This window comes from Paraburkholderia strydomiana (assembly GCF_031456815.1).
Lineage (GTDB): Bacteria > Pseudomonadota > Gammaproteobacteria > Burkholderiales > Burkholderiaceae > Paraburkholderia > Paraburkholderia caledonica.
Genome location: NZ_JAVDVL010000003.1, coordinates 123994 through 149998 on the forward strand (window position 1 = coordinate 123994; position 26005 = coordinate 149998).

22 protein-coding genes are annotated in these 26005 nt (G+C 62.1%); 12 read left to right on the forward strand and 10 right to left on the reverse strand.

What is annotated here, in order from left to right; translation table 11 throughout:
• Positions 1-13: 13 nt before the first annotated feature.
• Entirely contained in the window at positions 14-1003 is a 990-nt protein-coding gene (locus tag J2W46_RS10105) for a cytochrome d ubiquinol oxidase subunit II (RefSeq protein ID WP_087754363.1), read from the forward strand.
• A gap of 76 nt (positions 1004-1079) precedes the next feature.
• Here J2W46_RS10105 and J2W46_RS10110 read toward each other — a convergent pair whose 3' ends face one another.
• The 7 genes from J2W46_RS10110 to poxB form a co-directional block, all read right to left on the reverse strand.
• Positions 1080-1493, reverse strand: a complete 414-nt coding sequence (locus J2W46_RS10110) for a DUF3331 domain-containing protein (RefSeq protein WP_310353318.1) — start codon at positions 1491-1493, stop codon at positions 1080-1082.
• 24 nt (positions 1494-1517) lie between these two features.
• Entirely contained in the window at positions 1518-1775 is a 258-nt protein-coding gene (locus J2W46_RS10115; protein ID WP_310353320.1) for a hypothetical protein, read from the reverse strand.
• Positions 1762-2712 (reverse strand): helix-turn-helix domain-containing protein, encoded by a 951-nt coding sequence (locus J2W46_RS10120; RefSeq protein WP_027804703.1) that lies wholly within the window; start codon positions 2710-2712, stop codon positions 1762-1764. Before J2W46_RS10120 ends, J2W46_RS10115 begins: the two co-directional genes overlap by 14 nt.
• 345 nt (positions 2713-3057) lie before the next feature.
• Positions 3058-3750, reverse strand: coding sequence for a response regulator transcription factor (locus J2W46_RS10125; RefSeq protein ID WP_020068442.1), 693 nt, complete (start codon positions 3748-3750; stop codon positions 3058-3060).
• Entirely contained in the window at positions 3740-5944 is a 2205-nt protein-coding gene (locus J2W46_RS10130; protein WP_310353322.1) for a PAS domain S-box protein, read from the reverse strand. The genes J2W46_RS10125 and J2W46_RS10130 overlap by 11 nt, the downstream gene beginning before the upstream one ends.
• 332 nt (positions 5945-6276) lie before the next feature.
• Positions 6277-6714: a PRC-barrel domain-containing protein gene (locus J2W46_RS10135; RefSeq protein WP_020068440.1), complete on the reverse strand. Its 438-nt coding sequence runs from the start codon at positions 6712-6714 to the stop codon at positions 6277-6279.
• Positions 6715-7134: 420 nt separating this feature from the next.
• A complete protein-coding gene (gene poxB, locus J2W46_RS10140; protein WP_310353324.1) occupies positions 7135-8856 on the reverse strand; it encodes a ubiquinone-dependent pyruvate dehydrogenase in 1722 nt (573 codons plus the stop codon).
• Positions 8857-9215: 359 nt separating this feature from the next.
• On the opposite strand from poxB, the gene J2W46_RS10145 reads away from it, so the two are divergent.
• The gene (locus tag J2W46_RS10145; RefSeq protein ID WP_310353326.1) at positions 9216-10184 is read left to right on the forward strand and encodes a LysR family transcriptional regulator; all 969 of its coding nucleotides are present in this window, start codon (positions 9216-9218) and stop codon (positions 10182-10184) included.
• A 102-nt stretch (positions 10185-10286) separates the two neighbouring features.
• Here J2W46_RS10145 and J2W46_RS10150 read toward each other — a convergent pair whose 3' ends face one another.
• Positions 10287-11600: a chloride channel protein gene (locus J2W46_RS10150; protein WP_310353328.1), complete on the reverse strand. Its 1314-nt coding sequence runs from the start codon at positions 11598-11600 to the stop codon at positions 10287-10289.
• A 156-nt stretch (positions 11601-11756) separates the two neighbouring features.
• A complete protein-coding gene (locus tag J2W46_RS10155; RefSeq protein WP_310353329.1) occupies positions 11757-12689 on the reverse strand; it encodes a LysR family transcriptional regulator in 933 nt (310 codons plus the stop codon).
• A 118-nt stretch (positions 12690-12807) separates the two neighbouring features.
• Here J2W46_RS10155 and J2W46_RS10160 point away from each other — a divergent pair, with 118 nt between their 5' ends.
• From J2W46_RS10160 to J2W46_RS10190, 7 genes are all read left to right on the forward strand, one after another.
• Complete coding sequence (locus tag J2W46_RS10160; protein WP_310353330.1) at positions 12808-13461, forward strand: DsbA family oxidoreductase; 654 nt, start codon at positions 12808-12810, stop codon at positions 13459-13461.
• Positions 13458-14606 carry an FAD binding domain-containing protein gene (locus tag J2W46_RS10165; RefSeq protein WP_310353331.1) on the forward strand — a complete coding sequence of 383 codons (1149 nt, stop codon included), beginning with the start codon at positions 13458-13460 and terminating at the stop codon, positions 14604-14606. Before J2W46_RS10160 ends, J2W46_RS10165 begins: the two co-directional genes overlap by 4 nt.
• Positions 14607-14649: 43 nt before the next feature.
• A complete protein-coding gene (locus tag J2W46_RS10170; RefSeq protein WP_088175340.1) occupies positions 14650-15864 on the forward strand; it encodes an MFS transporter in 1215 nt (404 codons plus the stop codon).
• A 162-nt stretch (positions 15865-16026) separates the two neighbouring features.
• Entirely contained in the window at positions 16027-17169 is a 1143-nt protein-coding gene (locus J2W46_RS10175; protein ID WP_310353335.1) for an alkene reductase, read from the forward strand.
• Between the two features lie 84 nt (positions 17170-17253).
• Positions 17254-18531: a c-type cytochrome gene (locus J2W46_RS10180; protein WP_310353338.1), complete on the forward strand. Its 1278-nt coding sequence runs from the start codon at positions 17254-17256 to the stop codon at positions 18529-18531.
• Positions 18528-19040 carry a (2Fe-2S)-binding protein gene (locus J2W46_RS10185; protein WP_310353341.1) on the forward strand — a complete coding sequence of 171 codons (513 nt, stop codon included), beginning with the start codon at positions 18528-18530 and terminating at the stop codon, positions 19038-19040. The genes J2W46_RS10180 and J2W46_RS10185 overlap by 4 nt, the downstream gene beginning before the upstream one ends.
• The gene (locus tag J2W46_RS10190; RefSeq protein WP_310353343.1) at positions 19037-21301 is read left to right on the forward strand and encodes a xanthine dehydrogenase family protein molybdopterin-binding subunit; all 2265 of its coding nucleotides are present in this window, start codon (positions 19037-19039) and stop codon (positions 21299-21301) included. The genes J2W46_RS10185 and J2W46_RS10190 overlap by 4 nt, the downstream gene beginning before the upstream one ends.
• Positions 21302-21467: 166 nt before the next feature.
• On the opposite strand, the gene J2W46_RS10195 is transcribed toward J2W46_RS10190, so the two are convergent.
• Positions 21468-22169: a FadR/GntR family transcriptional regulator gene (locus J2W46_RS10195; RefSeq protein ID WP_087754384.1), complete on the reverse strand. Its 702-nt coding sequence runs from the start codon at positions 22167-22169 to the stop codon at positions 21468-21470.
• Positions 22170-22420: 251 nt separating this feature from the next.
• Between J2W46_RS10195 and J2W46_RS10200 the strand changes: the two genes are divergently transcribed.
• From J2W46_RS10200 to J2W46_RS10210, 3 genes are read left to right on the forward strand one after another with little or no spacing between them, the layout of a single operon-like run.
• Positions 22421-23968, forward strand: a complete 1548-nt coding sequence (locus J2W46_RS10200) for a sugar ABC transporter ATP-binding protein (protein WP_027804701.1) — start codon at positions 22421-22423, stop codon at positions 23966-23968.
• Complete coding sequence (locus tag J2W46_RS10205; RefSeq protein ID WP_020068426.1) at positions 23961-24992, forward strand: ABC transporter permease; 1032 nt, start codon at positions 23961-23963, stop codon at positions 24990-24992. The genes J2W46_RS10200 and J2W46_RS10205 overlap by 8 nt, the downstream gene beginning before the upstream one ends.
• A 39-nt stretch (positions 24993-25031) precedes the next feature.
• The gene (locus J2W46_RS10210) at positions 25032-25979 is read left to right on the forward strand and encodes an ABC transporter substrate-binding protein (RefSeq protein ID WP_020068425.1); all 948 of its coding nucleotides are present in this window, start codon (positions 25032-25034) and stop codon (positions 25977-25979) included.
• The last annotated feature ends 26 nt before the right edge of the window (positions 25980-26005 follow it).

Sequence of the window (26005 nt, forward strand, 5' to 3'; positions counted from 1 at the left end):
GCGAGGCCCGCCAATGGACAGCTCGACTCACACGATGCTCGCGATCACATGGTTCGGCGTGATCGGTCTCATGCTCGTGTTCTATGTCATCGCCGACGGCTTCGACCTCGGCATCGGAATACTCAGCCTGCTGCGTAAGCGGCGCGAAGATCACGATGTAATGGTGCAGACAATCGGCTCTGTGTGGGACGCCAACGAGACCTGGCTCGTCGTGCTGGGCGGCGCACTTTTTGGCGCTTTTCCCGAGGCCTATGCGCTGCTTCTGCAAGATCTCTATTTGCCCATCATGCTGCTGATCGCGGGTCTCATCATGCGCGGCGCGGCAATTGAATTCAGGCACAGCGTGAGCCACGGTCCGCTCTGGGACAAGGTATTCGGAGTCGGCAGCCTCGTCGCCGCTATCGCGCAGGGCATCGTGCTCGGCAAAGTCATTACGGGTCTCACGCCCGGCGGTTTGAGCGACGTGTTCGTCGTGGTGTCGGCAGTCGGCGTGGTGGCCGGCTATTCGTTGCTCGGCTCGACCTATCTGGTCAACAAGACGGTCGGCACGATCGAACAATGGTCGCGCCGGCTTGCATTGCTCAGCGCGTTCGTCACTGTGGCAGCCGCCGTGATTCTGACCGTTGCTACCTGGTTTGTCAGCGACGTAGGGCACGTCCGCTGGAGTCAACCAGGCGTGTTCCACGTACTCGTCATGCTGGGGCTTGCCGCCGCCGTTGCCTTCGCGTTCATCGTGGCCGCGCTGTATCTGGGCAGTTCGCGCGGACCGTTCCGGGGCGCTGTCGTGCTGTTCGTGCTGTCATTCGCCGGTCTCGCAATCAGCCTCTTTCCCGACTTCGTGCCGGGCAAGCTCGGCATCGTGGAAAGCGCCTCGGACACGTCGACGCTGGTGTTCATGCTGATCGGGATTGGCTTTCTGTTCCCGGTGATGATTGGCTATAACCTCTACCAGTACTACATTTTCCGGGGCAAGGTCGTGACCGGATCACATGCGGGCGACTAGCGCAACGTGCTTCGCCTGATACCTCGCCGATGCGAGGAAACTGAGCCGGCTTCGTGCCGGCTTTGTTGCATGCGGATCATGCCTCAAGGGCAGTGTTCAGGACGGTACACAGAATCATTGCGCCGGCGTTGAGCGGCGCGGGCCGGCACGGACGCGGCTTGTAAATTGCATCGCCGCGCTGGATCGGCCGTCCGCTCATCGCACACACGCCGGCAACGCGTGCATGGCTCATGTGCCAGACCTGGTCGCCATATGAGCAGTGCGTCGAGTCGCGCCACGCCAGCGTCGCGGTGGACGGCGAAGGCCGGTCGATCACGCGGACCTGGACCTCGCGATGGTGTCCCCGGACCGACGCGCGGCGATCCCACTGTCCGTTGTGTGTAAGAGCCGCCACGAACTCGTGGTCGTCCAAATCCGTGTCGCCCGACAGCGCGGACAGCAAGCCGAGTGTGCGCAGCCACGGGTCCGTGTAGTTCGCTTTGTCCAGCATGATGACACTCCTCTATCAGGTGAATCAGCCGATCAGCGGGCACCGTTCTTCGTTCGATATCGCAGCGCCCGAACCCGCCAGCACGTCATTTAAAATCTTCATGTCGTTATGCGCGTACGCCCTGCTGCCGTCGCTGCATGCAACCTCATTGCCGTCAGCGTCAATTGCCTCAAGTGCTTGTTGGTCGAGAGGCATTGCGAAGAAATGCATGGGCGCGCCTGACTGCCGCAAGAAGGCTTCACTGACTTCCAGAAACGCATGGATCTGCTTAGCGATCGACATTCTTTTTCATCCTCCAGCAATACGGGGTCTCTCCAACCAGCCGTTTGAATACGGTCGTAAAGTGAGCTTGCGAGCGGAAACCACAGCTGAGCGCCACGTCGAGAACGTTGTGGCGCGAGTTGAGAAGAAGCTGCTGTGCATGTTCGATCCGCCGGCGCAACAGATATTCGTGAGGTCGCATGCCGGTCGCACGGCGGAATTGCGAGGCGAAATGCATGCGGGTGAGGCCCGTGCTGTTGGCAATGTCCGCGAGTCCAATGGGCTCCGACAAATGGGCGTCGACGTATTCGATCGCGCGACTCAGCCGCCACGGCGGCAGTGCGCTTGCTTCCCGCGACTTGCGTTCCACCACAGTAAAGTGACGCGCAATGACACGGGAAACAATCGCGAGACTGACGCTATCGGTAAAAAGCTTGCCGAGCGTTGCGTCGTCCGACTGCGATACGGCTAGCGCCTGTGCGAGACGTTCAAGAGCGGGATCGCGCACCAGCTTCGGATCGTCGATGCGTAGTTCGCCTTTGTGCGGACGGCCGAACGTGTCCTCGAAACACTCGCTCAGAACCTGCTGGGAGACGAATAGATGCAGCACGTCGGCGGCAGAGTCGAACACCGCGCCGCATGGCACGTCGGGAGCGGTAATCTGAATGGCCCCAGCAGTGACGCGTCCGCGAACCAAGATTTGCCCCGCGTGAGAGAAAGTCAGCGACGTGCATTTCAGATTCATCGCAATACAATGATGCGCGGTATTGCCGTGATTGACTACCTCGATCCGCTCGCTGTCGTTACGTATCCACCGCGATACGACAATAGCGTTTTTCTGCGGCACGTTGTCGTCGCATTCATCGCCGGGACAGCGCCATTGACGCTCGCTGCCGATCGAACTCACCCTTCTTTTATGGATGACATCCACGGCGGACAAAGACATCGAACTGGTCATGATCGGTCATCCAGAATAAGTGATGTGATAGTGCGAATTGGAATGAATGCTGCAGTGACGACAAGGTAACGCACCGCAAATGCGCCCACTAGCCCTACATAAGGTTGAGTCAAATGACCAATGGTTCGGTCGACTCATCTGCAGGTTTAATTGCGCAACGGGCGTGCGGGCGCGGCCCTGGTCCGTGCGTCGCGTGCACCGGGGTTCTGGCGTGTCAGGAAAGAAAGCATTGCCGCGCTTTTTTCTAAAGCGAAGCGGATATATGACCTATACGCGCGTATAACGCGGATCGTCTTCGGGGCGAAACAGCGCTCCGAAGACGTTGAAGTCGAAAGCGCTGCCTGTTCAGTTACGCGAGCCGCGCGCCGCCGGACTAGCGGTACTTTGCGGCGCTTTTACGCCGAGTGCTTCGGCCTTCAAGACGAACTCCGCAAGCGAACGTGCACCCATTTTGCGCATGGCTTGCCCGCGATGGATCTTCACAGTGATCTCGCTCAGGTTCATCTCGCCCGCTATTTGCTTGTTCATCAGCCCGGCGGCGACGAACGCCATCACTTCGCGTTCCCGCGCGGTCAGCGATTCATAAGAACGGCGCAGATCGTCGACGACCCGGTTGGCTTCGCGCCGCTCCTGATCGCGCGCGAGCGCGTGCGTGACCGCATCGAGCATGTCCTGGTCGCGAAACGGCTTCGCCAGGAAATCCATTGCGCCAGCCTTCATAGCCTTCACGGTCATTGCAATGTCGCCGTGCGCCGTCATGAAAACGATCGGCAAGCCCAGTTTGCTCGCCGCGATCTGCTCCTGGACCGCAAGTCCGCTTTGGCCTTTGAGGCGAACATCGAGAATCAGGCAACTGGGCACGTCGGGCATCTCGAAGGCAAGGAATTCCTGCGCGCTGGCGAAGGTTTGCACGGCTAGCCCCACCGAACGCAGCAACATGCTGACGGCGCCGCGCATCGACTCGTCGTCGTCCACGACGTAGACCATCGTTGCGGCGGCACCGTCGGGCTGATCCCGGCTCGTATTGCTACTGCTCATGACATCTCCCATCGTCGATCGGCAGGATGAACTGCAGCAGCGCGCCGCCTGTCGCCGGCGACTCCGCCCAGATACGGCCGCCGTGAGCCTCGACTATCGAGCGGCAAATCGACAGTCCCATGCCCATGCCTTCGGACTTCGTCGTAAAGAACGTGCTGAACATGCGGTCCGCATTGTCTTCGCTGATGCCCGTACCCGAGTCCTGCACGCTCACGAGCGCATGGCCGGGGTCGAACATACCTGTGGCGATACGAAGCTTTCGCGGGCCGCTCACGTCGGCCATTGCCTGCACGCTGTTCATTAGCAGGTTGATCAAGACCTGCTGCAATTCCACGCGGTCGCAGCACGCTTCCGGTGACGGCTCGTTAAGGTCCCATTGCACTTCGACTGCATGCCACTCGAACTCGCGCCGCATCAATTCCGCGGATTCCGTGACGATGGCGTTCAGAGCGACCGGTGCAGGAACACTGTCGCGCTTTTTAGCCATTGCCCGGATTCGCTGGATGATCTCACCGGCACGTTTTGCGTCCCGGACAATCTGCGTGACGGATCGCGTGGCTTCGTCCAGTTCGGGCGTCGGTCTGTTCAGCCACCGCAACGCTGCGCCGCCGCATGCCACGACGGCCGCAATCGGCTGCGTGACTTCGTGTGCAATCGACGCCGCGAGTTCGCCGAGCATGGTGATCCGGGTCACGTGGGCAAGTTCGGCGCTCGAGCGCGCGAGTGCTTCCTGAGCGAGCGTGGTTTCGGTGATATCCATCAGTGCACCGACATATTCCGTGCCGCCAGATTGCGGCCTGGTCAAATGAGCAACGTAGTGCACATATTTGACGGAGCCGTCGGGCATTGCAAGGCGGTACTTGACATCGACTAGTGCCGCGCCGACTTTCGCCTGTTCAAAAGCGCCACGAACCGTCGCGACGTCGGCGGGATGGGTCCGTGCGAGGATCGCGTCGAAGGACGGGACGACTTCCCGGCTGTATTCGAAGATCCGGTAGGACTCGTCCGACCACCACATCGACGCGTCGGGAAAATGCGTGGCAATACTGCCTGTGCGGCTCAAACGCTGGGTGTCGGCGAGGAATGCCTCACTGCGTTCCAGCGCCTGCTCGGCCTGCTTGCGGTCTTCGATGTCGGTATTGACGCCATACCAGCGCAAAATCGCGCCGGCTTCGTCGCGCAGCGGCTCCGCACCGAGATGCATCCACCGGTAGGCGCCGGTGCCGGTGCGGATCCGGGACACGTTCTCGAACGACGCTCCGGTTGCGATTGCCGAGCGCCAGGCGCTCTGCATCTGCGGCAAATCGGCCGGATGCACGATCGCCGACCAGACATCCGCGCCGCTCCCGCCCTCTTCCAGCGTCACGCCCATGTCGGTCCAGCGGCGGTTGATGAACGTGAGCGTGCCGTCGCCGGATGAACTCCAGACCATGCCGGGAATCGCGTCGATGGTGGCGCGCAGCTCTTCCTGCTGACGCTGAACCCGAGCCTCCATTTCCTTGCGGCGGGTTATGTCGTTGTTCGTGGCGAGCACTGCACGAGGTGTGCCGGTCGCGTCGCGCCAGAGCGCCGCGCGGGTCGAAACGGCGACCACGCGGCCGTCGCGTCGAACGCGCTGAAGCTCGCCGTGCCAGCGATTCGTACGCAGCAGTTCGTCCTTGATGTCTTCGGGCGAAACCGGAAAAGAGGTCTGTGTCAGTTGATGAATCGACTGGCCGAGCGCCTGTTGCGCAGTCCAGCCATACAAGGCTTCCGCGCCGTGGTTCCAGAACGTGATGCGGTCGTTCATGTCGTGAACGACGATCGCGTCATGAGCCAGGTTGAGCAGCTGGATCTGCTCCTGTAGCGTCGTTGCGGCGGCCTGGTTCCTCAGACTGAGGACCGACGTGGTGCCGATCGCGACCAGGCTCACGAGGCAGCGCGCGGCCGCACCGTTCAGATAGCCGCCTTCATGCGACATCACGAATCCGAGGAGCGTGAGCGCCACGCAGCCCCAGGTGGTCGCAACAGTGACCGCTCGATTGTTGGTCGACGCGACGAGCAGCACCACCACCACGTAAAGGACGGCGATGGCGATATCGAGCGGGGTGAGCGCGTCGATCAGGAACACGACCAGCGCTATGAGCGCGGCGAGCGCCATGGGGATGCTGGTGTCGCGGTTCGCGGCGAGTAGAACGCTTGGGTAAGTTTTCATGGCGGCGGATCAACGCGCTACCAGGCGAAAACCAGGCGTGACGAGGCTGACAACCATGGACATAGGACTTTTTGGAACGGGCGTTCGTGAACGAATACCGGCAGCCTGTCCGTCACCGGTCAGCCGGCGCGGCTGTCCGGGCACATGACACTCAGATCTACCGGAACCAATACCTTTCAAATCTGATGGCATCATGCGCGAGCCCGCGTCAAAGGTGATACTTATTTTTCCTTAAACGTTGCACGGCGAGTTGCCGCCGTAGAACCGCAAACCGCCGTGGAAGCCATATTCCACGGCGGTTTGCGGGCATCATGCCAAGGCGGGAGGACGCCTCAATGGTGGCCGAAGTCCTTGCGTGCGATCGGCACAGTACGGACCTTCGTGTACTGGAAGACAGGCATCGCCTTGACGGCGTCGCGAGTCGCGCCCGCCCACACCAGCTTGCCGTTCACGTAGTCCAGTTGCGACATGGGAATCGCGACATCGTGCACCGACACGCCAAGGAACTGATGCGCCGCGACGATTGCGAACGACGCGGCGTTATCAGGCGCGATGATGATGTCGTGCAGCGCGCCCACTTTCTCGCCGTTGTCGTTGTAGATGCTCTTGCCCAGCAAACTCTTCTTGGCGCTCCAGCCTTCAATGATCAATTGAGCCTGCTCGACGCTGATGCCGATGGGTTGCGCGCCCGCCACCTGTGCGCTCGCGGATTGACACATAGCACCGAAGGTCGATGCCGCCACGAATACCAGTGCCCACTTGAGCTTCATATTGTTTCTCCAAAAGACCAACCGGTTGAAAATGCCCGCTCGCTGCCTACCCATTCGCACGCTCGCAGCCGCGTGACGGCCCGAATGCATTGCGCTGTCCCGGAGTTTGGCGTCATTTCGGCCGGCCTGTTTTCGAATTCGCACGGCGTCGGCTGCATAGTCGCTCAACCGCCCCTGCGGGCGCCCCTTCTCCCGGTCAATCCACGCTTCGTGGCTGCAGCGTCACGGTGCAGGTCATTCCCATGGCAAGCTTGATATCCGCAGGAATCCGGTCGAGATGTACGCGGGCCATCTCACGCGTCTAGCTTGCGATAGACGGACCGCCGCGATTTGCGCAAATGCACTCTTTTTGTCTATGCGACGTTCAAGAGAAAGCGGCCGGTAGCGGCCGCTTTCATGTGACGCCTGTCACGGGTACGGCTAGCGCAGATTGGTCCGTGCCAGCTCGACGATCTCGTCGCCCCGGCCGTTCAGGATCGCGCGCATCATGTACAGACTGAAGCCCTTTGCCTGCGCGAGCTCGATTGTTGGCGGCATGGCGAGTTCGTGTTTGGAGACGACGACGTCGACCAACGCCGGCCCAGGATGCGCAAACGCCTGCCGCAACGCGCCCGCTACGTCCTCCGATTCCTCGACGCGAATGCTGAAGATGCCGGCGCCCTTCGCGATCGCCGCGAAATCGGTCTTGCTCAGATCGACGTTCGTGTCGAGATAACCGCTCGCCTTGAGTTCCATCGAAACGAATCCAAGCAGGCTATTGTTGAACACCACGACCTTGATCGGCAGATCGAGCTGGCGGGCGGTGAGCAGATCGCCCAGCATCATGGACAAACCGCCGTCGCCCGAGAGCGAGACCACCTGCCGCCCAGGGTTTGCGCCCTGCGCGCCCAGCGCCTGCGGCATGGCGTTCGCCATGGACCCGTGGTTGAACGAACCGTGCAGCTGGCGCTTGCCGTTCATGGTCAGATAGCGGGCGGACCAGACCGTGGGCGTGCCGACGTCGGCTGTGAAGATGGCGTCGTCGCTCGCGGTCTCGTCGATCATCTTCGCCAGGTATTGCGGATGGATCGGGCGGCCCGCGCCGGAAGGCGTCGCCAGATCGTCGAGACCCTTGCGTGCCGACGCATAGTGCTTGCGGGCGTTTTCCAGGAAGCCGCGGTCCGCTTTACGTTGCAGCCTGGGTAAGGTGGCGGCCACGGTTTCCTTCACGGTACCGACAAGTCCGAGTGCAAGCGGCGCCCGGTGTCCGAGTTGCGAGCCCTTCCAGTCGATCTGGATGACCTTCGCGTCAGCCGGATAGAACGGACGATAGGGAAAGTCGCAGCCCAGCAACAATAGCGTGTCGCACGACATCATCGCGTGATAGCCCGAACTGAAGCCGATCAGCCCCGTCATGCCGACATCGTAGGGATTGTCGTATTCGATGAACTGCTTGCCGCGCAGCGCATGAACCACCGGGGCGCCGAGCGTGTCGGCCAGTGCGACGACTTCGTCGTGCGCACCTTGCACGCCGCTGCCGCACATGATCGTCACCGCGTCGGAATCATTGAGCATTTGCGCTAGCCGGTACAGATCCGCCTCGGCCGGGAGGATGCGCGCCGGTGCACTGTCGACCCACGCAGGTGTTTCCGCCGGCCCTTCGCTCAGCGCGACATCGCCGGGCAAGACGATGACGGCTACGCCGCGTTCCTCGATCGCGGTGCGCATTGCGCGCGCCAGCACACGCGGAAACTGGGACGCGGACGACACCAGCTCGACGTAATGGCTGCATTCCTTGAACAATTCCTGCGGATGCGTCTCCTGGAAGTAGCCTGTGCCGATTTCCGTCGACGGAATGTGCGCCGCAATGGCGAGCACCGGCTGATGATTGCGATGGCAATCGAACAAACCGTTGATCAGATGCAGATTGCCCGGTCCGCAACTGCCCGCGCATACGGCGAGACGCCCGGTCGAAGCCGCGTCCGCGCCGGCCGCGAAGGCGGCCGCTTCCTCGTGACGCGTGTGCATCCAGCGGATCGAGCCAATCTGGTCGAGGCTGTAGGCCAGCCCATTCAGACTGTCGCCGGTCACGCCCCAAATCCGCTCGACGCCTGCCGCGGCGAGACTGCTCGCAAGATATGCGGCGATCGTGTTGCTAGCCATGTTTGACTCCTTTCTCGCAAGATGAAGATCGACTGGGCGCCGAACTCGAACGCGTGTCCGGACCGACGCGACTGCGCCCCCGCATGCGGAGGCAAATGCTTTCAGACCTGTCCAACATTATGTGAGTTACGGCCAGATGTCCTGAAACGCATCTAAAAACTACTTAATTACCCGGACAGAATTGTGTCTGCCGCCCGGCGGCACGAGGCCCCACCTATACCTCCGGATTAGATGGCTGAATGCATTGATGATCTTGGCACCCGTTTGAGGTGATGGTGCGCGCCTGCTGCCAAACGTATTGTTCTCTCAACGGGCGACATTGAATGCCCGGCTCAATCTGATCGGGAGGCGAAGCGGTTATGGACAGAATCTTCAGCATGCGCGTGTTCTCGCGAGTCGCGGAGACCGGCAACTTCAGCGCAGTGGCAAAACACATGGACTGCAGCACCGGCAACATTTCGCGCGCGGTGGTATCGCTCGAAGAACATCTGCACACGCGGCTCCTGCAAAGAACGACACGCAGCGTGTCGCTGACGGAATGCGGCGAACGCTACTACCACCGTTGCAAGAAGATTCTGGCGGATCTCGACGCGGCCGAGGCGGAAGCGAGCAATGCGCACACCCTGCCACGCGGCAGATTGCGAGTTCACGCCGTACCGGATATTGGGCTAAAACAACTGACCTCGACGATCGTCGAATATCGCGAGGCATTCCCGGCTGTCTCCGTGGACCTGAAACTGCTGCCGCGCATGGCCAATCTGATCGAAGACGATTTCGACGTGTCGATCGTATCGGCGTCGACATTGCCGGACTCTCGCAATATCAGCAAGCTGATCGGGCAGTGCGAACGCATTCTCGTGGCCGCGCCCGAATATCTCGCACGGCATCCCATCGCCGCAGAGAAAGACCTCGCGAATCACACGCTCATGCAAGTCAGCTCCTCATTCGACGCGCCGCCGGAGTGGCCAGCGGACACGGCCGGCAATGCAGTCGGTACGGAGCTGGCCGGGCATTTCATCGTCAACAATATGCAGGCGCTTCGGATCGCATTGCTCGAAGGCGCGGGCGTGGGCGCGGTGCCGACTTATTCGGTCGCGGAAGACATCAAGGAAGGCAAGCTCGTTCAGCTCTTCCCCGATTACCCACTGGAAAACGTGAATGTGTTCGCTATTTATCCGTCGCGCCAGTACGTCGATGCGAAGGTCAAAACGTTCGTTGAATTTCTCACCACCTCGTTGCGGCAGAAACTGGATGTGCAGGTTGCACGCTTGCAGCCGGGGCGGCCGGTACAGACCGTTAGCGGGCAACAATACGCCGCGTTGCAATAAGTCGGCGTGATGCCGACAACCTGCGCCTGAAGTAACGAAGCGGAGGTATCGAAGCGGACGTATCGAAGGCGAGGCGGAATCCAGACTTCAACAGGAAGCGGCCTACACGTTCGCGCGCTCTGCTTTCGCGGACAAGTCCGGGCGGCGCGCCGGGTCGAAGAACTGGCGAACGTAGCTCGACATGGCGACCGATCCGGCGACTGCGATCAATACTGGAATCATGAACTCGGGCGACGGCCGGGTGAACTCGAAGATCAATGCGATTGCCGTCAACGGAACGCGCATCGACGTCGCAAGAAACGCCGCCGCTCCGATCACAGCGAACGCGCCCAACGGCGCACCAGGCCACCACGCCGACCAGACACTGCCCAGCACGATGGCGAACAATGCGCCGTTGCACAAGCCGGGCGTCAGCAGTCCGCCTGCCGCGCCGGCGCGCAGACTCGTCCACGTTATCAGCACGCGGAGCACGAGCAGAACAGCGGCGAACTGCAGCGTGAGCGAACCGTCGAATCCTACCTGCGCCGGTCCCTTGCCGTTACCCAGCAACAGCGGGAATTTGATGGCGAGCAACCCGATGCAGAGAAAGTTGGCCGCGCACAGCAGCACCAGTCTGCTATCGCGCGGCGCGCGGGCGCGAGCATGGTCGGTGAGCTTCGTGAACTGCCAGGCCGCGAGGCCAATAAGCGGTCCCGCCAGCGCCGACCACACGATCAACGAAGCGGTGCACGCATAATGCGGCACGTCGTATTGAGGAAAGTCGCCGAGACCGGCTCGCGCAATGAGCCCCGCGACCGCCGAAGTGACGACAGCCGGCACAACGGCTCGCCAGCCGATAGTGAAAAGCAAGCCTTCCAGCACATAAACCGCACCCGCGACCGGCACGTTGTAGACGGCGGCCAAGCCCGCGCCGGCGCCACATGCGACCATGATTCTGGATTCGGCCACCGTGAGTCCGGCGAACGACATCAGTCTGCCCGCCAGCATCGCGCCGATTTCGCGAGGCGCGACTTCCCGTCCCAACGGCGAGCCCAGCGCGACGGTGACAATCTGCAGCAATGCGTGGCAGACAGTCGCGAAAACAGGCATGCGCGGATCGTCGCTCCTCACCGCTCGCGCGATGCTCACCAACGGTTTGCACCAGCGATAGACCGCCCACCAGCCGACACCCGCGACCAGCCCGCAGAGCGCGAGCATTTCCACTCGCCGTGAGCGGCTCGCAGCCGTCACGCCCTGTTGAAAGCTCTCCTTGCTGAAGATTGTTTCGACGCTGTAGCCGTAGGCGACATGCTGAACCGTATGCAACAGCGCGGCGAGTCCCAGCCCGGCCACGCCGCCGGCTACCCCGATCAGAACCACTACTGCGGCCCAGCGCAACGAATGCCCCATGGAGCGCGATTCAGGTAGTGGATGCATGTGGATGGTTCGAGATAAGGGATTCAGAAACCGGCGTGCGTGCCGGTTAAATAGAGGCCCATTCTACCGATGCGGTTGTGATGCAGCCTGTAGAAAACGCACTGAATCTTCGTATAGGAACGCCTGCAAAAGTACCGTTGATTGCCGCGTCGGCGCTCAGCCTTCCAGCGCCATCTGAAGGCGGGCTTCGAGAAACTGCACGAGCGCACGCACCTTGCTCGAATGACGTCGATTCGGCAGGTACGCCGCATACACGATTGCGTCGCCCTGATGAGGGCTTGCATCGAAGTTTTCGAAGAGCCGCATCAAACGTCCCGCACGAATCTCGTCGCCGACGAGCCATTCCGGCAGTAACGCCACGCCCCGTCCTGCAAGAACCGCTTCGTGAAGGATATCGAGGCTGTTGGATAGCAGATGGCCTCGCACCTCGACACGCTCTTCGATGCGCCCTTCAACCGACTCGCGCCGGAAGGTCCACACCTGCCGCGAACGATAGCCGCCGCCGTATGCAATCCGAAGGCACTCGTGCGAGGCGAGCGCGTCTGGAGTCGGCGGGGTGCCGCAACGGGCCAGGTAGTCGTGGCTCGCTACGACATAACGCGGGTTGTCCGTCAGTTTGCGCACGATCAGGTTGGCGTCGCGATCGGGCAGACCGATGCGAATCGCGACGTCGATCCGGTCGAGCGCGAGGTCGGAGAAGTGATCCGCAACGACGACGTCGAGAAACACGCGAGGATTGGCGCACAGGAACGCCGCGAGGTGCGGGGCAAGCCGCAACCGGCTGTAGGTGGACGGCACCGATATGCGCAGCGCCCCCACCGGCGAGGCGCCGCTGTCGAACACGCTCTCGTCCGCCTCGGCCAGATCGTCGAGCACCTTGCCCACCTGTTCCACATAAGCAATGCCGGCGTCAGTCAGGCTCACCTTGCGCGGCGTGCGAGTCAGTAAAGCAGTGCCTAACGAGGCTTCGAGTGAATCCATCAGTCGCGTAACCGACGAGGTCGCCACTCCAAGACGCTGTGCGGCCTTCGAAAAGCCGCCCGCATCGGCGACTTCGAGCAATGTGGTGAGAGCGAGGAGTTTGTCCATATCTGAGCCAATCGACGTTTCATTGCGCCCAGCGCAACGCGAGATTGCATTTTAGGCCCATTCCGCCACCACTGCGCAACGCCTATGCTGCATTCCTACACATCGTGAGAGGTGCAACATGCAAACCGTCGATATCGAGGTCAATTACGACTTCATTTGCCCGTGGTGCTGGATCGGTCAACGCAACCTTGCCGCCGCGCTCGCGGATTCGGGCCTGGCTCACGCGGTTTCGATCCGCTATGTGCCGTTCGAATTGAATCCGTCGATGCCGGTCGCAGGAATGGACCGGCGCGCCTATCGCAGCAGGAAGTTCGGTAGCTGGGCGCATTCGCAGGCAATGGACGCGCAGGTCGCGGCCGCCGGACTGACAGCCGGCGCGCACTTCGACTACAGCCGGGTGTTGCTCACACCGAACACGCGTCTCGCGCATCGTCTGATGCAGTTCGCCCAGGACCGCGACCAACCGAACACGACAGCGGCGCTCTACGAGGCCATCTACCGCGCCTATTTCTTCGAAGGACGCGACATCGGCTCGCTCGACACGCTTGCTGCAATTGCCGCCGCGCATACCTTCGACGAACAGGCGGTGCGCGCGTATCTGCTGTCGAACGCAGGCGAAGAGAAGATCGACGCTGCGCGCGCGCGGGCCGACAAACTCGGCATACAGGCAGTGCCGACCACCGTGATCGAAGGCGAAACAGTGAGCGGCGCACAGCCAGCCGTCGTCTTCGCGCATGCGCTGCGATCCGCGGCGCTGAGGAGCGCAGCATGAGTTCCGCTTCCGGACTTCGCGCCGTGATCATTGGCGGTTCGCTCGGCGGCCTGCTGACGGCCGCAACGTTGCGCGCGGTGGGTTGGCACGTGGACGTGTTCGAGACGTCGCCGAATGAACTCGAGAGCCGCGGCGGCGGCGTCGTGCTGCAGCCCGACGTACTGGAGGCGCTCCACTTTGCCGACGTCGAATTGCCCGACCCGCCCGGCGTCGCTTCGGGCGAGCGCATTTATTTAGACCGGCATGACGACATTGTCGAGAAGCTGCACATGCCGCAGATGCAGACGTCGTGGAGTCTGCTGTATCGCGCAATGAAGAACGCACTGCCGGCTGAACATCTGCATGCTGGCGAAGCCTTCGTCAACTATCGCGTGCAGGGCGAGCAAACCATCGCGCTCTTTGAAAGCGGCCGCCATGAAGAGGCGGATCTGCTGATCGGCGCCGACGGTATCCGCTCGACGGTGAGAGGCCGCCTGCTGCCTGAAGTGGTGCCCGCGTACGCAGGTTATGTCGCCTGGCGTGGACTCGTCCAGGAACGCGATCTGCCGGTTCACGCGGCCGACACGCTGCGTGAGCGCTTTTCGTTCCAGCATGGCGACGGCCATTCGGCGCTGTCGTACCTGATACCCGGCGACGATGATTCGACGGTGGCCGGAGAGCGTCGCTGGAACTGGGTCTGGTACCGCAAATACAGCCGCGCGCAACTAGACGCGCTGCTCATGGACCGTGACGGCGTGGCGCGGTCGTTCTCGTTGCCACCTGGCTCGACGAAGCGTGCGGACATCGCCCAGTTACGGGACGACGCGAGGCTCATGATGGGCTCGACATTCCGCGCGCTGGTCGATGCGACCGACGAGCCGTTCATGCAGCCCATCGTCGATCTGCGCGCTCCGCAGATGGTCTTCGGCCGCGCCCTGCTGCTCGGCGACGCCGCTTCGGTGCCGCGTCCGCATACTGCGGGCAGCACGGCAAAGGCCGCTTCCAATGCACACGCGCTGGCGCTCGCGCTGCGCTCGGCACAGCAAAGCGGCGACTCGATCGATTCGGCGCTCAAGCGTTGGGAGACCCAGCAATTAGAGCGCGGCAGGCGCATGACCGAGCTGGGCATATCGCTCGGCAACCGCCTAATGAACATCTCGCGCTGATTTTCGCTTTCCCTATTTCGTTACCCCAGTTCAAGGAGCTGTCATGTCAACCGAGGCATCCGTTGCCACTCCCGGCACGAGTACCGTCAAACTAACGCGATCGCTGATCGCGCTGTTCGCATTCTGCTGCGGCGCGATCGTCGCCAACCTCTATTACGCTCAGCCGATCACCGAGCTGATCGCCCCGGACATTCACATGTCCTCCAATACGGCGAGTCTGATCGTGTCGTTGACCCAGATCGGCTACGCGCTCGGCCTGTTCTTTCTCGTGCCGCTCGGGGATCTGCTCGAGAACCGCAAGCTGATGATTACGACCGCGCTCGTGTCCATCGCGAGTCTGGGTGCTGCCGCGTTCGCTCATCAGCCGGGCTGGTTCCTCGGTATCTCGCTGCTGGTCGGCTTCAGTTCCGTAGCCGTGCAGATCCTCATTCCGCTTGCCGCCCATCTTGCGCCGGACGAATCGCGCGGCAAGGTAGTCGGCACGATCATGAGCGGCTTGCTGCTCGGCATCCTGCTGTCCCGTCCGATCTCCAGCGTGATAGCCGGTCATTTCGGCTGGCGCGCGGTGTTCGGCTCCGCCGCCGTTCTCATGGCACTGGTGACGGGCGTGCTTGCACTGACCATTCCGCGCCGCCAGCCGGAACATAAGGCCACCTACTTCGAGTTGATCGGCTCGCTTGCGCATCTGCTGCGCACCATGCCCGTTCTGCGTCACCGTTCGTTGTACCAAGGGCTGATGTTTGCTTCGTTCAGCCTGTTCTGGACCGCCATTCCCGTCGAGTTGACGCGGCACTTCGGTCTGTCGCAAACGGCGATCGGCATCTTCGCGCTAGTCGGCGCAATCGGCGCGACGTCCGCACCGGTTGCAGGACGCCTTGCCGACGCCGGGCACACAGTCCGCGCCACGTTGATCGCACTCGTGGTCGGCGCGCTTGCCTATACGCCGGCCTTGATCCATCCGGCGTGGGGCGTGTTCGGCCTCGTCGCGACGGGAATCATTCTGGACTTCGCCGTGCAGATGAACATGGTGTTGGGTCAACGCGAGATCTACGCGTTACACGCAGCGAGCAGGAACCGTCTGAACGCGCTGTATATGACGAGCATCTTCGTCGGCGGCGCTTCCGGTTCCGCACTCGCAAGCCCGCTGTATCAGCACGGCGGCTGGCCGCTGGTCGCGGCGGTAGCCACGGCGTTTCCCGTCGTCGCATTGATTCATTACCTCGTCATCGGACGGCCGCACGCCGCACGCAACGCATAAGCCGATCTTGCAGAGATGCGAGTTGCCGCCGGGTCGAGCGCACATGCCGACCGGCTTAACAAAAATTCAGCGCGATTTCAGGAATAAGCGCGGCACTGCGAATACGCTACTGCGTGCAGTGCCGCGTCTGAGCAACACCCGATCGTGCAAAAGGAATAGAACATGTCTTCCCAATCGTCCCTGCTGAACAGCTACGACCTGAATGGCCTGAGTCTGCCTAATCGCGTGGTCATGGCGCCCATGACGCGTTCGCGCGCACCCGTGCGTGGGCTGCCAAACGAAATGATGGCGCAATACTATGCGCAGCGCGCGTCGGCCGGACTGATCATTACCGAAGCGACGAATGTCAGTCCCGCATCGGCTGCATTCGAACTCACGCCGGGCATCATGACCGCTGAGCAGATCGAAAGCTGGCGCATGGTCACGAGCCGCGTGCATGCCGCCGGCGGTCGCATCTTCATGCAGCTCTGGCACGGCGGGCGTGTCAGTTCATTCACGCTGCTCGAAGGCGACGTGCCGCTGTCGCCCTCCGGCGTGAATGACGACCTGGAACGCTTGCAGGTGTGGGCGCAATTGCAGAACGGACACTACACACGCATTCATGCAACGCCGTCGCGCGCAATGTCGCTGCATGAAGTCAGATTCGCGATCGATGCGTTCAGGCAAGGCGCGATCAACGCGATCGCCGCAGGACTCGACGGTGTGGAAGTACATGCGGCAAATGGTTATTTGCCGCACCAGTTCCTCTCGTCCACAATGAACACCCGCGACGACCGCTACGGCGGATCGATTGCAAAGCGGGCCAATTTCCTGCGCGATGTACTGACGGAAATCGGCACGGCGGTTCCGCTGAACAAGGTCGGCGTGCGCATCTCGCCGTACGCGCATTACAACAACGTTCGCGACATGAACCCCGACGGCACCTACGACTACGTCGGCGCGATGCTCGACGAACTTGGCGTCGCGTATGTGCATGCGGCTGATACGAACGGCTGGAGCGGCGCACCGGACTTGCCGCGCATTATCGAACGAACCCGCAAGGTTTTCGACGGCACGTTGATGGTCAACGGCGGCATTGACATCGACCGGGCCGACGCGTTGATCCGCGCTGGCGACGCCGATCTCGTCGCGTTCGGCCGCGCCTACATTTCCAACCCCGATCTCGTCGCGCGGATTGCAACGGCAACACCGCTCGCGGCGCCGAAATCGGCCGGCTGGTATGGCGGCGGCGAGAGCGGCTATATCGACTATCCGTTCGGTAGCAGCGCCGGCCGCGGTGTGCGACCCGGTGCTGCAGAAGCCTGACAGCGCATCTATCAGGGTATGCATCAACGCATACGATAAGGCATCCGAAGTTTTGCAATCAATCCATTTGAAAAGGGCGTGTGAATGACTCCAGGACCCAGATTGCTGTGGGGAACCGGCGGGGCCGTCGTGGCCGTGCTGGCTATCGCCGCGGCCTTGATGTGGAAGCCGGCCATCGCGCCCGTCGGTGCGCCGCCAGTTGCATCGTTCGACGCGCAGACGAAACTTGCCGGCGCGCGCGTGGTGGCGCTAGGCGATTGCATCGTCTGCCACACCGCCAGGGGCGGCCAGCCGTTCGCAGGCGGGCTGCCACTCGCGACGCCCTTCGGCACGATCTACTCGACGAACATTACGCCCGACGTCGACACGGGTATCGGCAACTGGTCTCTGGAAGCGTTCACGCGTGCGATGCGCCACGGCGTCGCCCGTGACGGGCACCTGCTCTACCCCGCGTTTCCTTATATTCACTTCACCCGCATGTCGGACGGAGACATTTCGGCCGCCTACGCGTATCTGATGACGCGCGAGCCGGTGAAGGCAAACGCGCCGGCCAACGAGCTGATCTTTCCGCTGAACTTCAGGCCTCTGCTCGCTTTCTGGAACATGTTGTTCCTGCGCCCCGGCCCCGAAGCGGCGGACGCAACCAAAGATGCGCAGTGGAACCGCGGCAAGCTCCTCGTCGATGGCCTGGGTCACTGCGCGTCGTGCCACTCCCCGCTTAATCTGATCGGCGGAGAAAAGTCGGGCCATGCGTTCGACGGTGGCATCGTGGACGGATGGGAAGCCCCCGCGCTCAATGCTCTCGGTGCTGCACCCAAGCCCTGGACGCAGGCGCAACTGGTCACCTACCTGCGCACCGGCCGGGCCAGCGAGCATGGCGCCGCAGCCGGGCCGATGCTGCCCGTCACGCGCGATCTGGCCACCGTGCCGGAGCAGGATGTGCAGGCTATCGCCACCTACATCCTGTCGATCCAGAAGCCGCGGCCCGCCGATGCAAGGCCGGTGGTCACCACGTCGCTTCCAGCCGAAGCGCAAAGGGGCGCCGTGCTGTTCGCTGCGTCGTGCGCGCAATGCCATGGTCCGCAAGCGCCGATGCAATCCATCGGAGAGCGCCCGAGTCTCGCGCTCAGCACGGCCGTCAATGCCTCGACGCCGCGCAACGCGATCCAGATGATCCTTGGCGGCATCAACTGGCATGGCGAAGATGCGCTCAACTACATGCCCGCCTTCGCACAGATTTACAACAACAGGCAGGTCGCCGACCTGGCGTCGTACATTCGCGCGACCTACTCGCAGCGCGGCCCGTGGGACGACGTCGAAGAGTCGGTAGCTAAAGTCAGAAAGGAGAACGACGCGCGATGATCACCCTAACCGTCAATGGCGTGCAGCACTCGCTCGATATCGATCCGTCCACCCCGTTGCTGTATGCGCTGCGTAACGACCTGCATCTGCATGGCGCAAAGTTCGGCTGCGGGCTCGGACAATGCGGAGCCTGCACGGTTATCGTGGGCGATCAGGCCGTGTTTTCGTGCCTGACTCCGGTTTCGTCGATCGGTGCGCGGCCGGTTCGCACCATCGAGAGCCTCGGCACCGTCGAGCACCCTGGAGCGTTGCAGAAGTCGTTCATCGATCATCAGGCGGCGCAGTGCGGCTACTGCATCGCCGGCATGATCATGCGCGCGCAGGCTCTGCTCGATCGCAACCCGCGGCCGACCGAGCGTGAAATGCTCGAGCACATGGAGCCCAACCTTTGCCGTTGCGGCACGCATCTGCGAATTCTCGCCGCGATCCGCGAGGTTGCGCATCTGCCCGCCGGCGGCACGCTCACGAACGAACCGTTACACACGGCAAGCCGCGGAGGCGCGCAATGAGCGGCAACGACGAAAAGATCGATGAAACGCGCCGCCGCTTCATGATGTCCGGCGCGCTGATGGTGAGCTTCAGCATGTTGCCGGGCGTCAAGGCAATGGCGCAGGAAGTGATCGCCGACGAAGGTGCCGCAGTACATATCGGCAAGGCAACGCAAGCGCTCGCAGGCAGCCTGAAGACCAACCCGTATCTCGACGCCTGGATCAGGATCGACGCGGCGGGCAAGGTGACCGTGCATACAGGCAAGGTGGAACTCGGCACCGGCGTGCGCACCGCACTGTTGCAGGTCTCGGCGGAAGAACTGGACATGGCACCTTCGCTGATCACGTTTCTGACAGCCGATACCGGCGCGTCGCCGGACGAAGGTCTCACCGCCGGTAGCCACACGATTGCCGATAGCGGCAGCGCACTGTTGAACGCCGCAGCCCAGGTGCGCGGCCTGCTGGTCGACGCGGCAGCGACGCACTTCGGCGTGCAGAGCGGCGAACTGATCGCCCGCAACGCAGTGATCAAGGCGCCGGACGGCCGCGCCATGACGTACGGCGAAGCAGTCCGTCTTGTGGATCTGCATCGGGTGGCTACGCCGACTTCACCGCTGAAGGACCCGGCGAAGTTCGACGTCATCGGCACCTCGCTGCAGCGGCTGGATATTCCCGCGAAGGTCACCGGCCTCCCAAGCTATGTCCAGGACATAACGATGCCCGGCATGCTGCACGCACGCGTCGTCATGCCGCCCGTCTATGAGGCGAAACTGCTGGAGACCAACGCGCCCGAGATTCTGAAGATGCCGGGAGTGGTCAAGGTGGTTCGCAACGGCAGCATGCTCGCCGTGGTTGCGAAAGGTGAATGGCAGGCCGTGCAAGCACAGCGAGCGCTGTCGGCGGGTTCCAGATGGACTGCCGGGCGCAGCTTGCCCGATCCGTCTACGGTGCACCGTGACCTGAAGCAGATTTCAACCGAACACATCGAGATCGCCAACGTTCATACGCCGGCCGGAACGCCGGCCAAAACATTGAGCGCGAAGTACAGCAAGCGCTACATGATGCACGGCTCAATTGGACCGTCGTGCGCGGTGGCGCTCTATAAAGACGGCGCGATGACAGTCTGGACGCATTCGCAAGGCGTGTATCCGCTGCGCGACGGGCTCGCCGAAATGCTGTCGATGCCAAAGGAAAAGATTCGCTGCATCCATGTCGAGGGGTCCGGCTGCTACGGCCATAACGGCGCCGACGACGTGGCCGCGCACGCGGCGTTGATCGCACGCGAGATGGACGGCGCACCCGTGCGCGTACAGTGGATGCGCGAGCAGGAACACACGTGGGATCACTTCACGCCTGCAATTGTCACGGAGGTCAGCGCGTCGCTCGATGCGGGCGGCACGATCGTCGACTGGAATTATTCGCTGTGGAGCAGTTCCCACAATGAACGTATCGTCAACGCGGGGCGGCTCATTCCCGCGCAGATGCTGGAGAAGCCGTTCGCGCCGGCGCCGTCGGTGCCGATGGTGCAACCCGAAGGCGGCGGCGACCGCAATGCGATTCCGCTCTACGCATTCCCCAACATGCATGTGATGAACAACTTCTCGCCGACCATGCCGCTGCACACGTCGGCCATGCGTTCGCTGGGCGCGCACATGAATGTCTTCTCGATCGAAGCCACCATGGACGAACTCGCCGCGGCCGCTGGCGCCGATCCGGTGGCGTTCCGGCTCAAGCATATGCAAGATCCGCGCGCCCGCGACGTGATCGAGCTAGCCGTGCGTCGATTCGGCTGGCCCAGACCGCCGCGCAAGCGTAATCACGGCGTGGGTTTTGCGTTCGGGAAGTACAAAAATCTGATGGCGTATGTCGCGATCGCCGTCGAGGTGTCGGTCGTGCCCGAGACCGGCCAGGTCAGGCTCGAACATGCGGAGGTGGCCGTGGACTCGGGCCAGATCGTGAATCCTGACGGCATACGCAACCAGATCGAAGGCGGCGTCATTCAATCGGCGAGCTGGACACTTTACGAGGAGCTGCAGTTCGATACATCGCGAATTCGCAGTTTCGACTGGAGCAGCTACCCCATTCTGCGGTACTCGGCGGCGCCGCACAGCGTCAACGTGCATTTAATCGACCGGCCGGGCGCGCCGTTTCTCGGCGCGGCAGAAGCATCGATGGGTCCGACCGCGGGCGCGATCGCCAATGCGTTATTCGATGCGACCGGCAAGCGGCTGCGCGACATGCCGTTGGCCGGCGAGAGTTTGCGTCGGCAGATCGACGCCTAGAACATTCACCACCGGCGCGGCGTTGCGCGTTGGATGGTGCAGTGGCCGACACGATCTCCTGACGCACTGCACGTTATCTGCTGAACGACCGGCGGCTCACCACTGAACGTGACCGCCGGCTAGTTCACGGAAAGACGCTTAGGGCGAAGATGCGCCGGCTGGAGACTCAAACGTCTTCCTGCCGCAATGCACCTGCTATCCAGCGTTCCTCCGACGCTTTAAGGTGCGTCCGCATCGCCGTCTGCGCTGCGATCGGATCGCCCGACTGCAGCGCTTTCAGAATTTCCTCGTGCTCCCTTACCGCGACAGACCACGTTTCGGTGCTTTCCGAGTGGTCACGAATTGCCGCAGCGATCGGGTCGTGGCGGCTATCGAACATTTCGGCAACGAAGCGGCTCAGCACTGAATTGCCCGCCGTCTCCGCGATCAGCATATGAAATTGCCGGTCCGCATCGACTGGCGACTTTCCGGCAGATGCGAGGCGTTTCATTCGCTCGACCGTGCGTCGCAGCCTGTCGAGCGTGGCCGCCGAAAGTTTGCCGGCGGCCAGTACGATCACTGTCCCTTCTATTGCCGCTCTGGCCTGCATTAATTCGGACGGACTTTCGCCCAGAGCCGGTACCGCGTTGTCGCCGCCCTCGTCCGGAGCGCGCACGTACACGCCCGACCCCATCCGTATCTCGATCTGGCCGCCGATTTCGAGCGCAATCAATGCTTCGCGCAATGAAGGGCGTGAGACGCCCAGCGTATTGGCAAGCTCGCGCTCGGGCGGAAGACGTGCGCCAGGCGCCAGTTCGTCCTTTCGAATGAGAGAAAGGATCTGCGTGGCCACAGATTGGTAAAGCCGCTTTGGTTCAGTTTGCTTCATTGTTCAAAATGTCCTGTCGACGAGCCGCGAAACGGACCGCAGCAAAGTCTAGCATGGGGCCTGATGGCCTCGGCAGGCCAAGCAACAGCATCACCGCCGGGGTTTTCCCTACTGGAATGAACAGTTCTGAAATTCTACATTGGCTTGACCAAACAGCCGTTTGTGCGTTTTAATCTGCCCAAATTGGACTGACCGCTAGCCCGGCTTTCGACGGGTCGAACGGTGAAGTTCTGAACATATTGGAGACGGGATTGACAGAAGCGACCACGCAGCGGAGGCCGGGCCGTGAGCCCGATGTGCCGGCACCTCGGGAAATCCTGCAACTCAAGGGTGTAAGCAAGCGATTCCCCGGTGTCGTGGCGCTCGATGGCATCGATCTCGATCTGCGCTCCGGAGAGGTACACGCCGTCTGCGGAGAGAACGGCGCGGGCAAATCGACGCTGATGAAAATCATCAGCGGCCAATATCACGCGGACGACGGCGTCATTTGCTACGAGGGCAAGCCGGTGCAGTTCGCCTCCACCTCGGACGCGCAGGCCGCAGGCATCGCGATCATCCACCAGGAGTTGAACCTGGTGCCGCATCTGTCGGTCGCGGAGAACATCTACCTTGCGCGCGAACCCAAGCGCGGCCCGTTCGTCGACTACCGCACGCTGAACGCGAACGCGCAGCGCTGCTTGCAGCGCATCGGGCTGAACGTGTCGCCAACCACATTGGTCGGCGCCCTCTCGATTGCGCAGCAGCAGATGGTGGAGATCGCAAAGGCGCTGTCACTGGATGCACGTGTGCTCATCATGGACGAGCCCACGTCATCGCTGACCGAATCGGAAACGGTCCAACTCTTTCGCATCATCCGGGAACTGCGCGCCGACGGCGTAGCGATTCTCTACATCTCGCATCGGCTCGACGAGATGGCGGAGATCGTGGATCGCGTCACCGTGTTGCGCGATGGCCGCCATATCGCAACGAGCGATTTCGCATCGACCACCATCAACGAAATCGTGGCCCGGATGGTGGGACGCGCGCTCGACGACGCGTATCCGCCACGCGAGTCGGTCCCGACGGAACAGGTCCTGATGCGGGTGCGCGATCTGCAGCGGACCGACACGTTCGGCCCGCTCTCGTTCGACCTGCGCAAGGGCGAGATTCTCGGTTTCGCGGGCCTGATGGGCGCGGGGCGCACCGAAGTCGCCCGCGCGATCTTCGGCGCGGAGCGGCTCGACTCCGGCTCGATCCAGCTGGGCGACACGCCCGTGACGATCCGCTCGCCGCGCGAGGCTATTCGCCACGGGATCGCCTACCTGTCGGAGGACCGGAAGAAAGACGGTCTTGCACTGTCGATGCCGGTGGCCGCAAACATCACGCTGTCTAATGTCCGCGCTATATCGTCGCGTGGCTTCCTGCGTTTTTCGGAAGAGACGGCTATTGCCGAGCGCTACGTTCGCGAACTCGCGATCCGTACACCGACGGTGAAGCAGATCGCACGGAATCTTTCTGGCGGCAACCAGCAGAAGATCGTTATCAGCAAATGGTTGTACCGCGGCTCGCGCATCCTCTTTTTCGATGAGCCGACGCGAGGCATCGACGTCGGCGCGAAGTACGCCATTTACAAGCTGATGGACCGGCTGGCCGCGGACGGAGTCGGCGTTGTCCTGATCAGTTCCGAGTTGCCGGAACTGCTCGGCATGACCGATCGCATCGCCGTGTTTCACGAGGGGCTCATTACCGCAGTACTCGAGACCAGACAGACCAGTCAGGAGGAGATCTTGCACTACGCATCCGGGAGAAGTCATGCTTGAAATCACATCGGGCCGCACGCAGGCCCTGGACAAACAGGCACGACAGCGCCGTCGCGATCTGATACAGAAATTCGCCGCGCTGGGTAGCCTCGTAGTACTGATCGTCGCATTTTCGCTTACGAGCGCTGCATTTTTCTCCGTCGGCAACCTGATGACGGTGGCGCTGCAGGTCACGTCCATTGCGTATCTCGGCGTGGCCGCAACGTGCGTCATCATCACCGGCGGCATCGACCTGTCGGTTGGATCGGTGCTGGCGCTGGCGGGGGTTGCGGCCGCCCTGCTCGTCAAGGCCGGCGTACCGGTACCCGTCGCGATGGCGGGCGGCATGCTCGTCGGCGCCGCTTGCGGATGGGTCAACGGCATCTGCGTGACGCGCATGGGGCTGCCTCCGTTCATCGCAACCTTGGGTATGATGCTGGTCGCTCGCGGTCTCGCGCTGCAGATCACGGGCGCAAGACCCGTCTCCGGGCTCGGCGACGCCTTTGGCGAACTGGGCAACGGCGCGCTCTTCAAGGTCTCTCATATCGGCGCTGACGGCTTTCCCGACACGGTCTTCCCAGGCATTCCCTATCCCGTCGTCATCATGGTGATTCTATTCGTGGCGGTTTCTGTTCTGCTGTCGCGAACCTCGCTCGGCCGTCACATCTACGCGGTCGGGTCGAACGCAGAAGCCGCGCGGCTCTCCGGCGTCAACGTGCAGGGCGTCAAGCTCTTCACCTATGTGCTGTCCGGATTGCTGGCAGGCGCTACCGGTTGCGTACTGATGTCGCGCCTTGTCACTGCCCAGCCGAACGAAGGCGTGATGTACGAACTCGACGCCATTGCAAGCGCGGTGATTGGCGGCACGTCATTGATGGGCGGCGTCGGCACGATCTCCGGCACCGCCATCGGCGCATTCGTGATCGGCGTGCTGCGCAACGGCCTGAACATGAACGGTGTATCGAGCTTTATCCAGCAGATCATCATCGGTGTCGTGATTCTCGGCACTGTATGGATCGACCAACTCCGAAACCGGAAGTTGTAATCAGAAGACGAAGTCCAGACCACAATCAAGGAGCGAGACATGAAAAAGGTATCCGTGCTGGCTGCGGCCGCAGCAATGTGTGCGATGTTCAGCGCGTATGCGCAGGCGGCGGGCGGCGAAATTGCAGTAATCGTGAAGACGGCGAACTCCAACTACTGGCAGAACGTGCAGAAAGGCGCGACCGCCGCGATGGCCGACGCGAAGGGCTACACGATGACCTTCCAGGGTCCCGCAGCCGAATCGGCCATCGCCGATGAAGTCAACATGGTCGAGAATGCCGTGAACCGGCATGTCGCGGGCATCGTGCTGGCGCCGTCCGACCCCGATGCACTCGTTCCCGCCATGAAGAAAGCGTGGGAAGCCCATATCCCTGTCGTGCTGATCGACTCGACGGTGTCCGATGCCGGCAAGCAGTACTACCAGTCGTTCCTCTCTACCGACAACGTGAAAGCCGGCGAACTCTGCGCGAAGGCCATGATCGACCGGGTTGGACAGACTGGCAAGGTCGCGGTCATGTCGTACGTGCCGGGTGCAGGCTCGGAAGTGGGCCGTGTCGGCGGCTTCCGCAAGTACATCGCGGCGCATTCGAAGCTGCAACTGGTGGGTCCGTTCTACTCGCAGTCGCAGATGGCGAATGCCCTGAATCAGACGACCGACGTGCTGTCCGCCAACCCCGATCTCAAGGGCATATTCGGCGCGAACGAGCCGACCGCCGTGGGGATGGGACGCGCTCTTCAGCAGTCCGGAAAAGGCGGCAAGGTCATTGCAATCGGCTTCGACGGCAACCAGGACCTGCAAGGCTTCGTTCGTGACGGCACGATTCAGGCCATTGCGGTTCAAAGCTCTTATCAGATGGGCTACAAGGGCATCCAGACCCTCGTCAACGTCATTGAACGCAAGCCCGTTTCGAAGCAGGTGGACACGGGCGTCATGATGGTCGAGAAGCAGAACCTCGACTCGTCCGAAGCAAAGAACGTTCTCTATTGACGAACGGGCCGGCGCAGCGGTTTTTA

Bases quoted from the DNA above. Each gene is read 5' to 3' on its own strand.
- J2W46_RS10105 (WP_087754363.1), top strand. From the start codon at position 14: ATGGACAGCTCGACTCACACGATGCTCGCGATCACATGGTTCGGCGTG.
- J2W46_RS10110 (WP_310353318.1), bottom strand. From the start codon at position 1,493: ATGCTGGACAAAGCGAACTACACGGACCCGTGGCTGCGCACACTCGGC.
- J2W46_RS10115 (WP_310353320.1), bottom strand. From the start codon at position 1,775: ATGTCGATCGCTAAGCAGATCCATGCGTTTCTGGAAGTCAGTGAAGCC.
- J2W46_RS10120 (WP_027804703.1), bottom strand. From the start codon at position 2,712: ATGACCAGTTCGATGTCTTTGTCCGCCGTGGATGTCATCCATAAAAGA.
- J2W46_RS10125 (WP_020068442.1), bottom strand. From the start codon at position 3,750: ATGAGCAGTAGCAATACGAGCCGGGATCAGCCCGACGGTGCCGCCGCA.
- J2W46_RS10130 (WP_310353322.1), bottom strand. From the start codon at position 5,944: ATGAAAACTTACCCAAGCGTTCTACTCGCCGCGAACCGCGACACCAGC.
- J2W46_RS10135 (WP_020068440.1), bottom strand. From the start codon at position 6,714: ATGAAGCTCAAGTGGGCACTGGTATTCGTGGCGGCATCGACCTTCGGT.
- poxB (WP_310353324.1), bottom strand. From the start codon at position 8,856: ATGGCTAGCAACACGATCGCCGCATATCTTGCGAGCAGTCTCGCCGCG.
- J2W46_RS10145 (WP_310353326.1), top strand. From the start codon at position 9,216: ATGGACAGAATCTTCAGCATGCGCGTGTTCTCGCGAGTCGCGGAGACC.
- J2W46_RS10150 (WP_310353328.1), bottom strand. From the start codon at position 11,600: ATGCATCCACTACCTGAATCGCGCTCCATGGGGCATTCGTTGCGCTGG.
- J2W46_RS10155 (WP_310353329.1), bottom strand. From the start codon at position 12,689: ATGGACAAACTCCTCGCTCTCACCACATTGCTCGAAGTCGCCGATGCG.
- J2W46_RS10160 (WP_310353330.1), top strand. From the start codon at position 12,808: ATGCAAACCGTCGATATCGAGGTCAATTACGACTTCATTTGCCCGTGG.
- J2W46_RS10165 (WP_310353331.1), top strand. From the start codon at position 13,458: ATGAGTTCCGCTTCCGGACTTCGCGCCGTGATCATTGGCGGTTCGCTC.
- J2W46_RS10170 (WP_088175340.1), top strand. From the start codon at position 14,650: ATGTCAACCGAGGCATCCGTTGCCACTCCCGGCACGAGTACCGTCAAA.
- J2W46_RS10175 (WP_310353335.1), top strand. From the start codon at position 16,027: ATGTCTTCCCAATCGTCCCTGCTGAACAGCTACGACCTGAATGGCCTG.
- J2W46_RS10180 (WP_310353338.1), top strand. From the start codon at position 17,254: ATGACTCCAGGACCCAGATTGCTGTGGGGAACCGGCGGGGCCGTCGTG.
- J2W46_RS10185 (WP_310353341.1), top strand. From the start codon at position 18,528: ATGATCACCCTAACCGTCAATGGCGTGCAGCACTCGCTCGATATCGAT.
- J2W46_RS10190 (WP_310353343.1), top strand. From the start codon at position 19,037: ATGAGCGGCAACGACGAAAAGATCGATGAAACGCGCCGCCGCTTCATG.
- J2W46_RS10195 (WP_087754384.1), bottom strand. From the start codon at position 22,169: ATGAAGCAAACTGAACCAAAGCGGCTTTACCAATCTGTGGCCACGCAG.
- J2W46_RS10205 (WP_020068426.1), top strand. From the start codon at position 23,961: ATGCTTGAAATCACATCGGGCCGCACGCAGGCCCTGGACAAACAGGCA.
- J2W46_RS10210 (WP_020068425.1), top strand. From the start codon at position 25,032: ATGAAAAAGGTATCCGTGCTGGCTGCGGCCGCAGCAATGTGTGCGATG.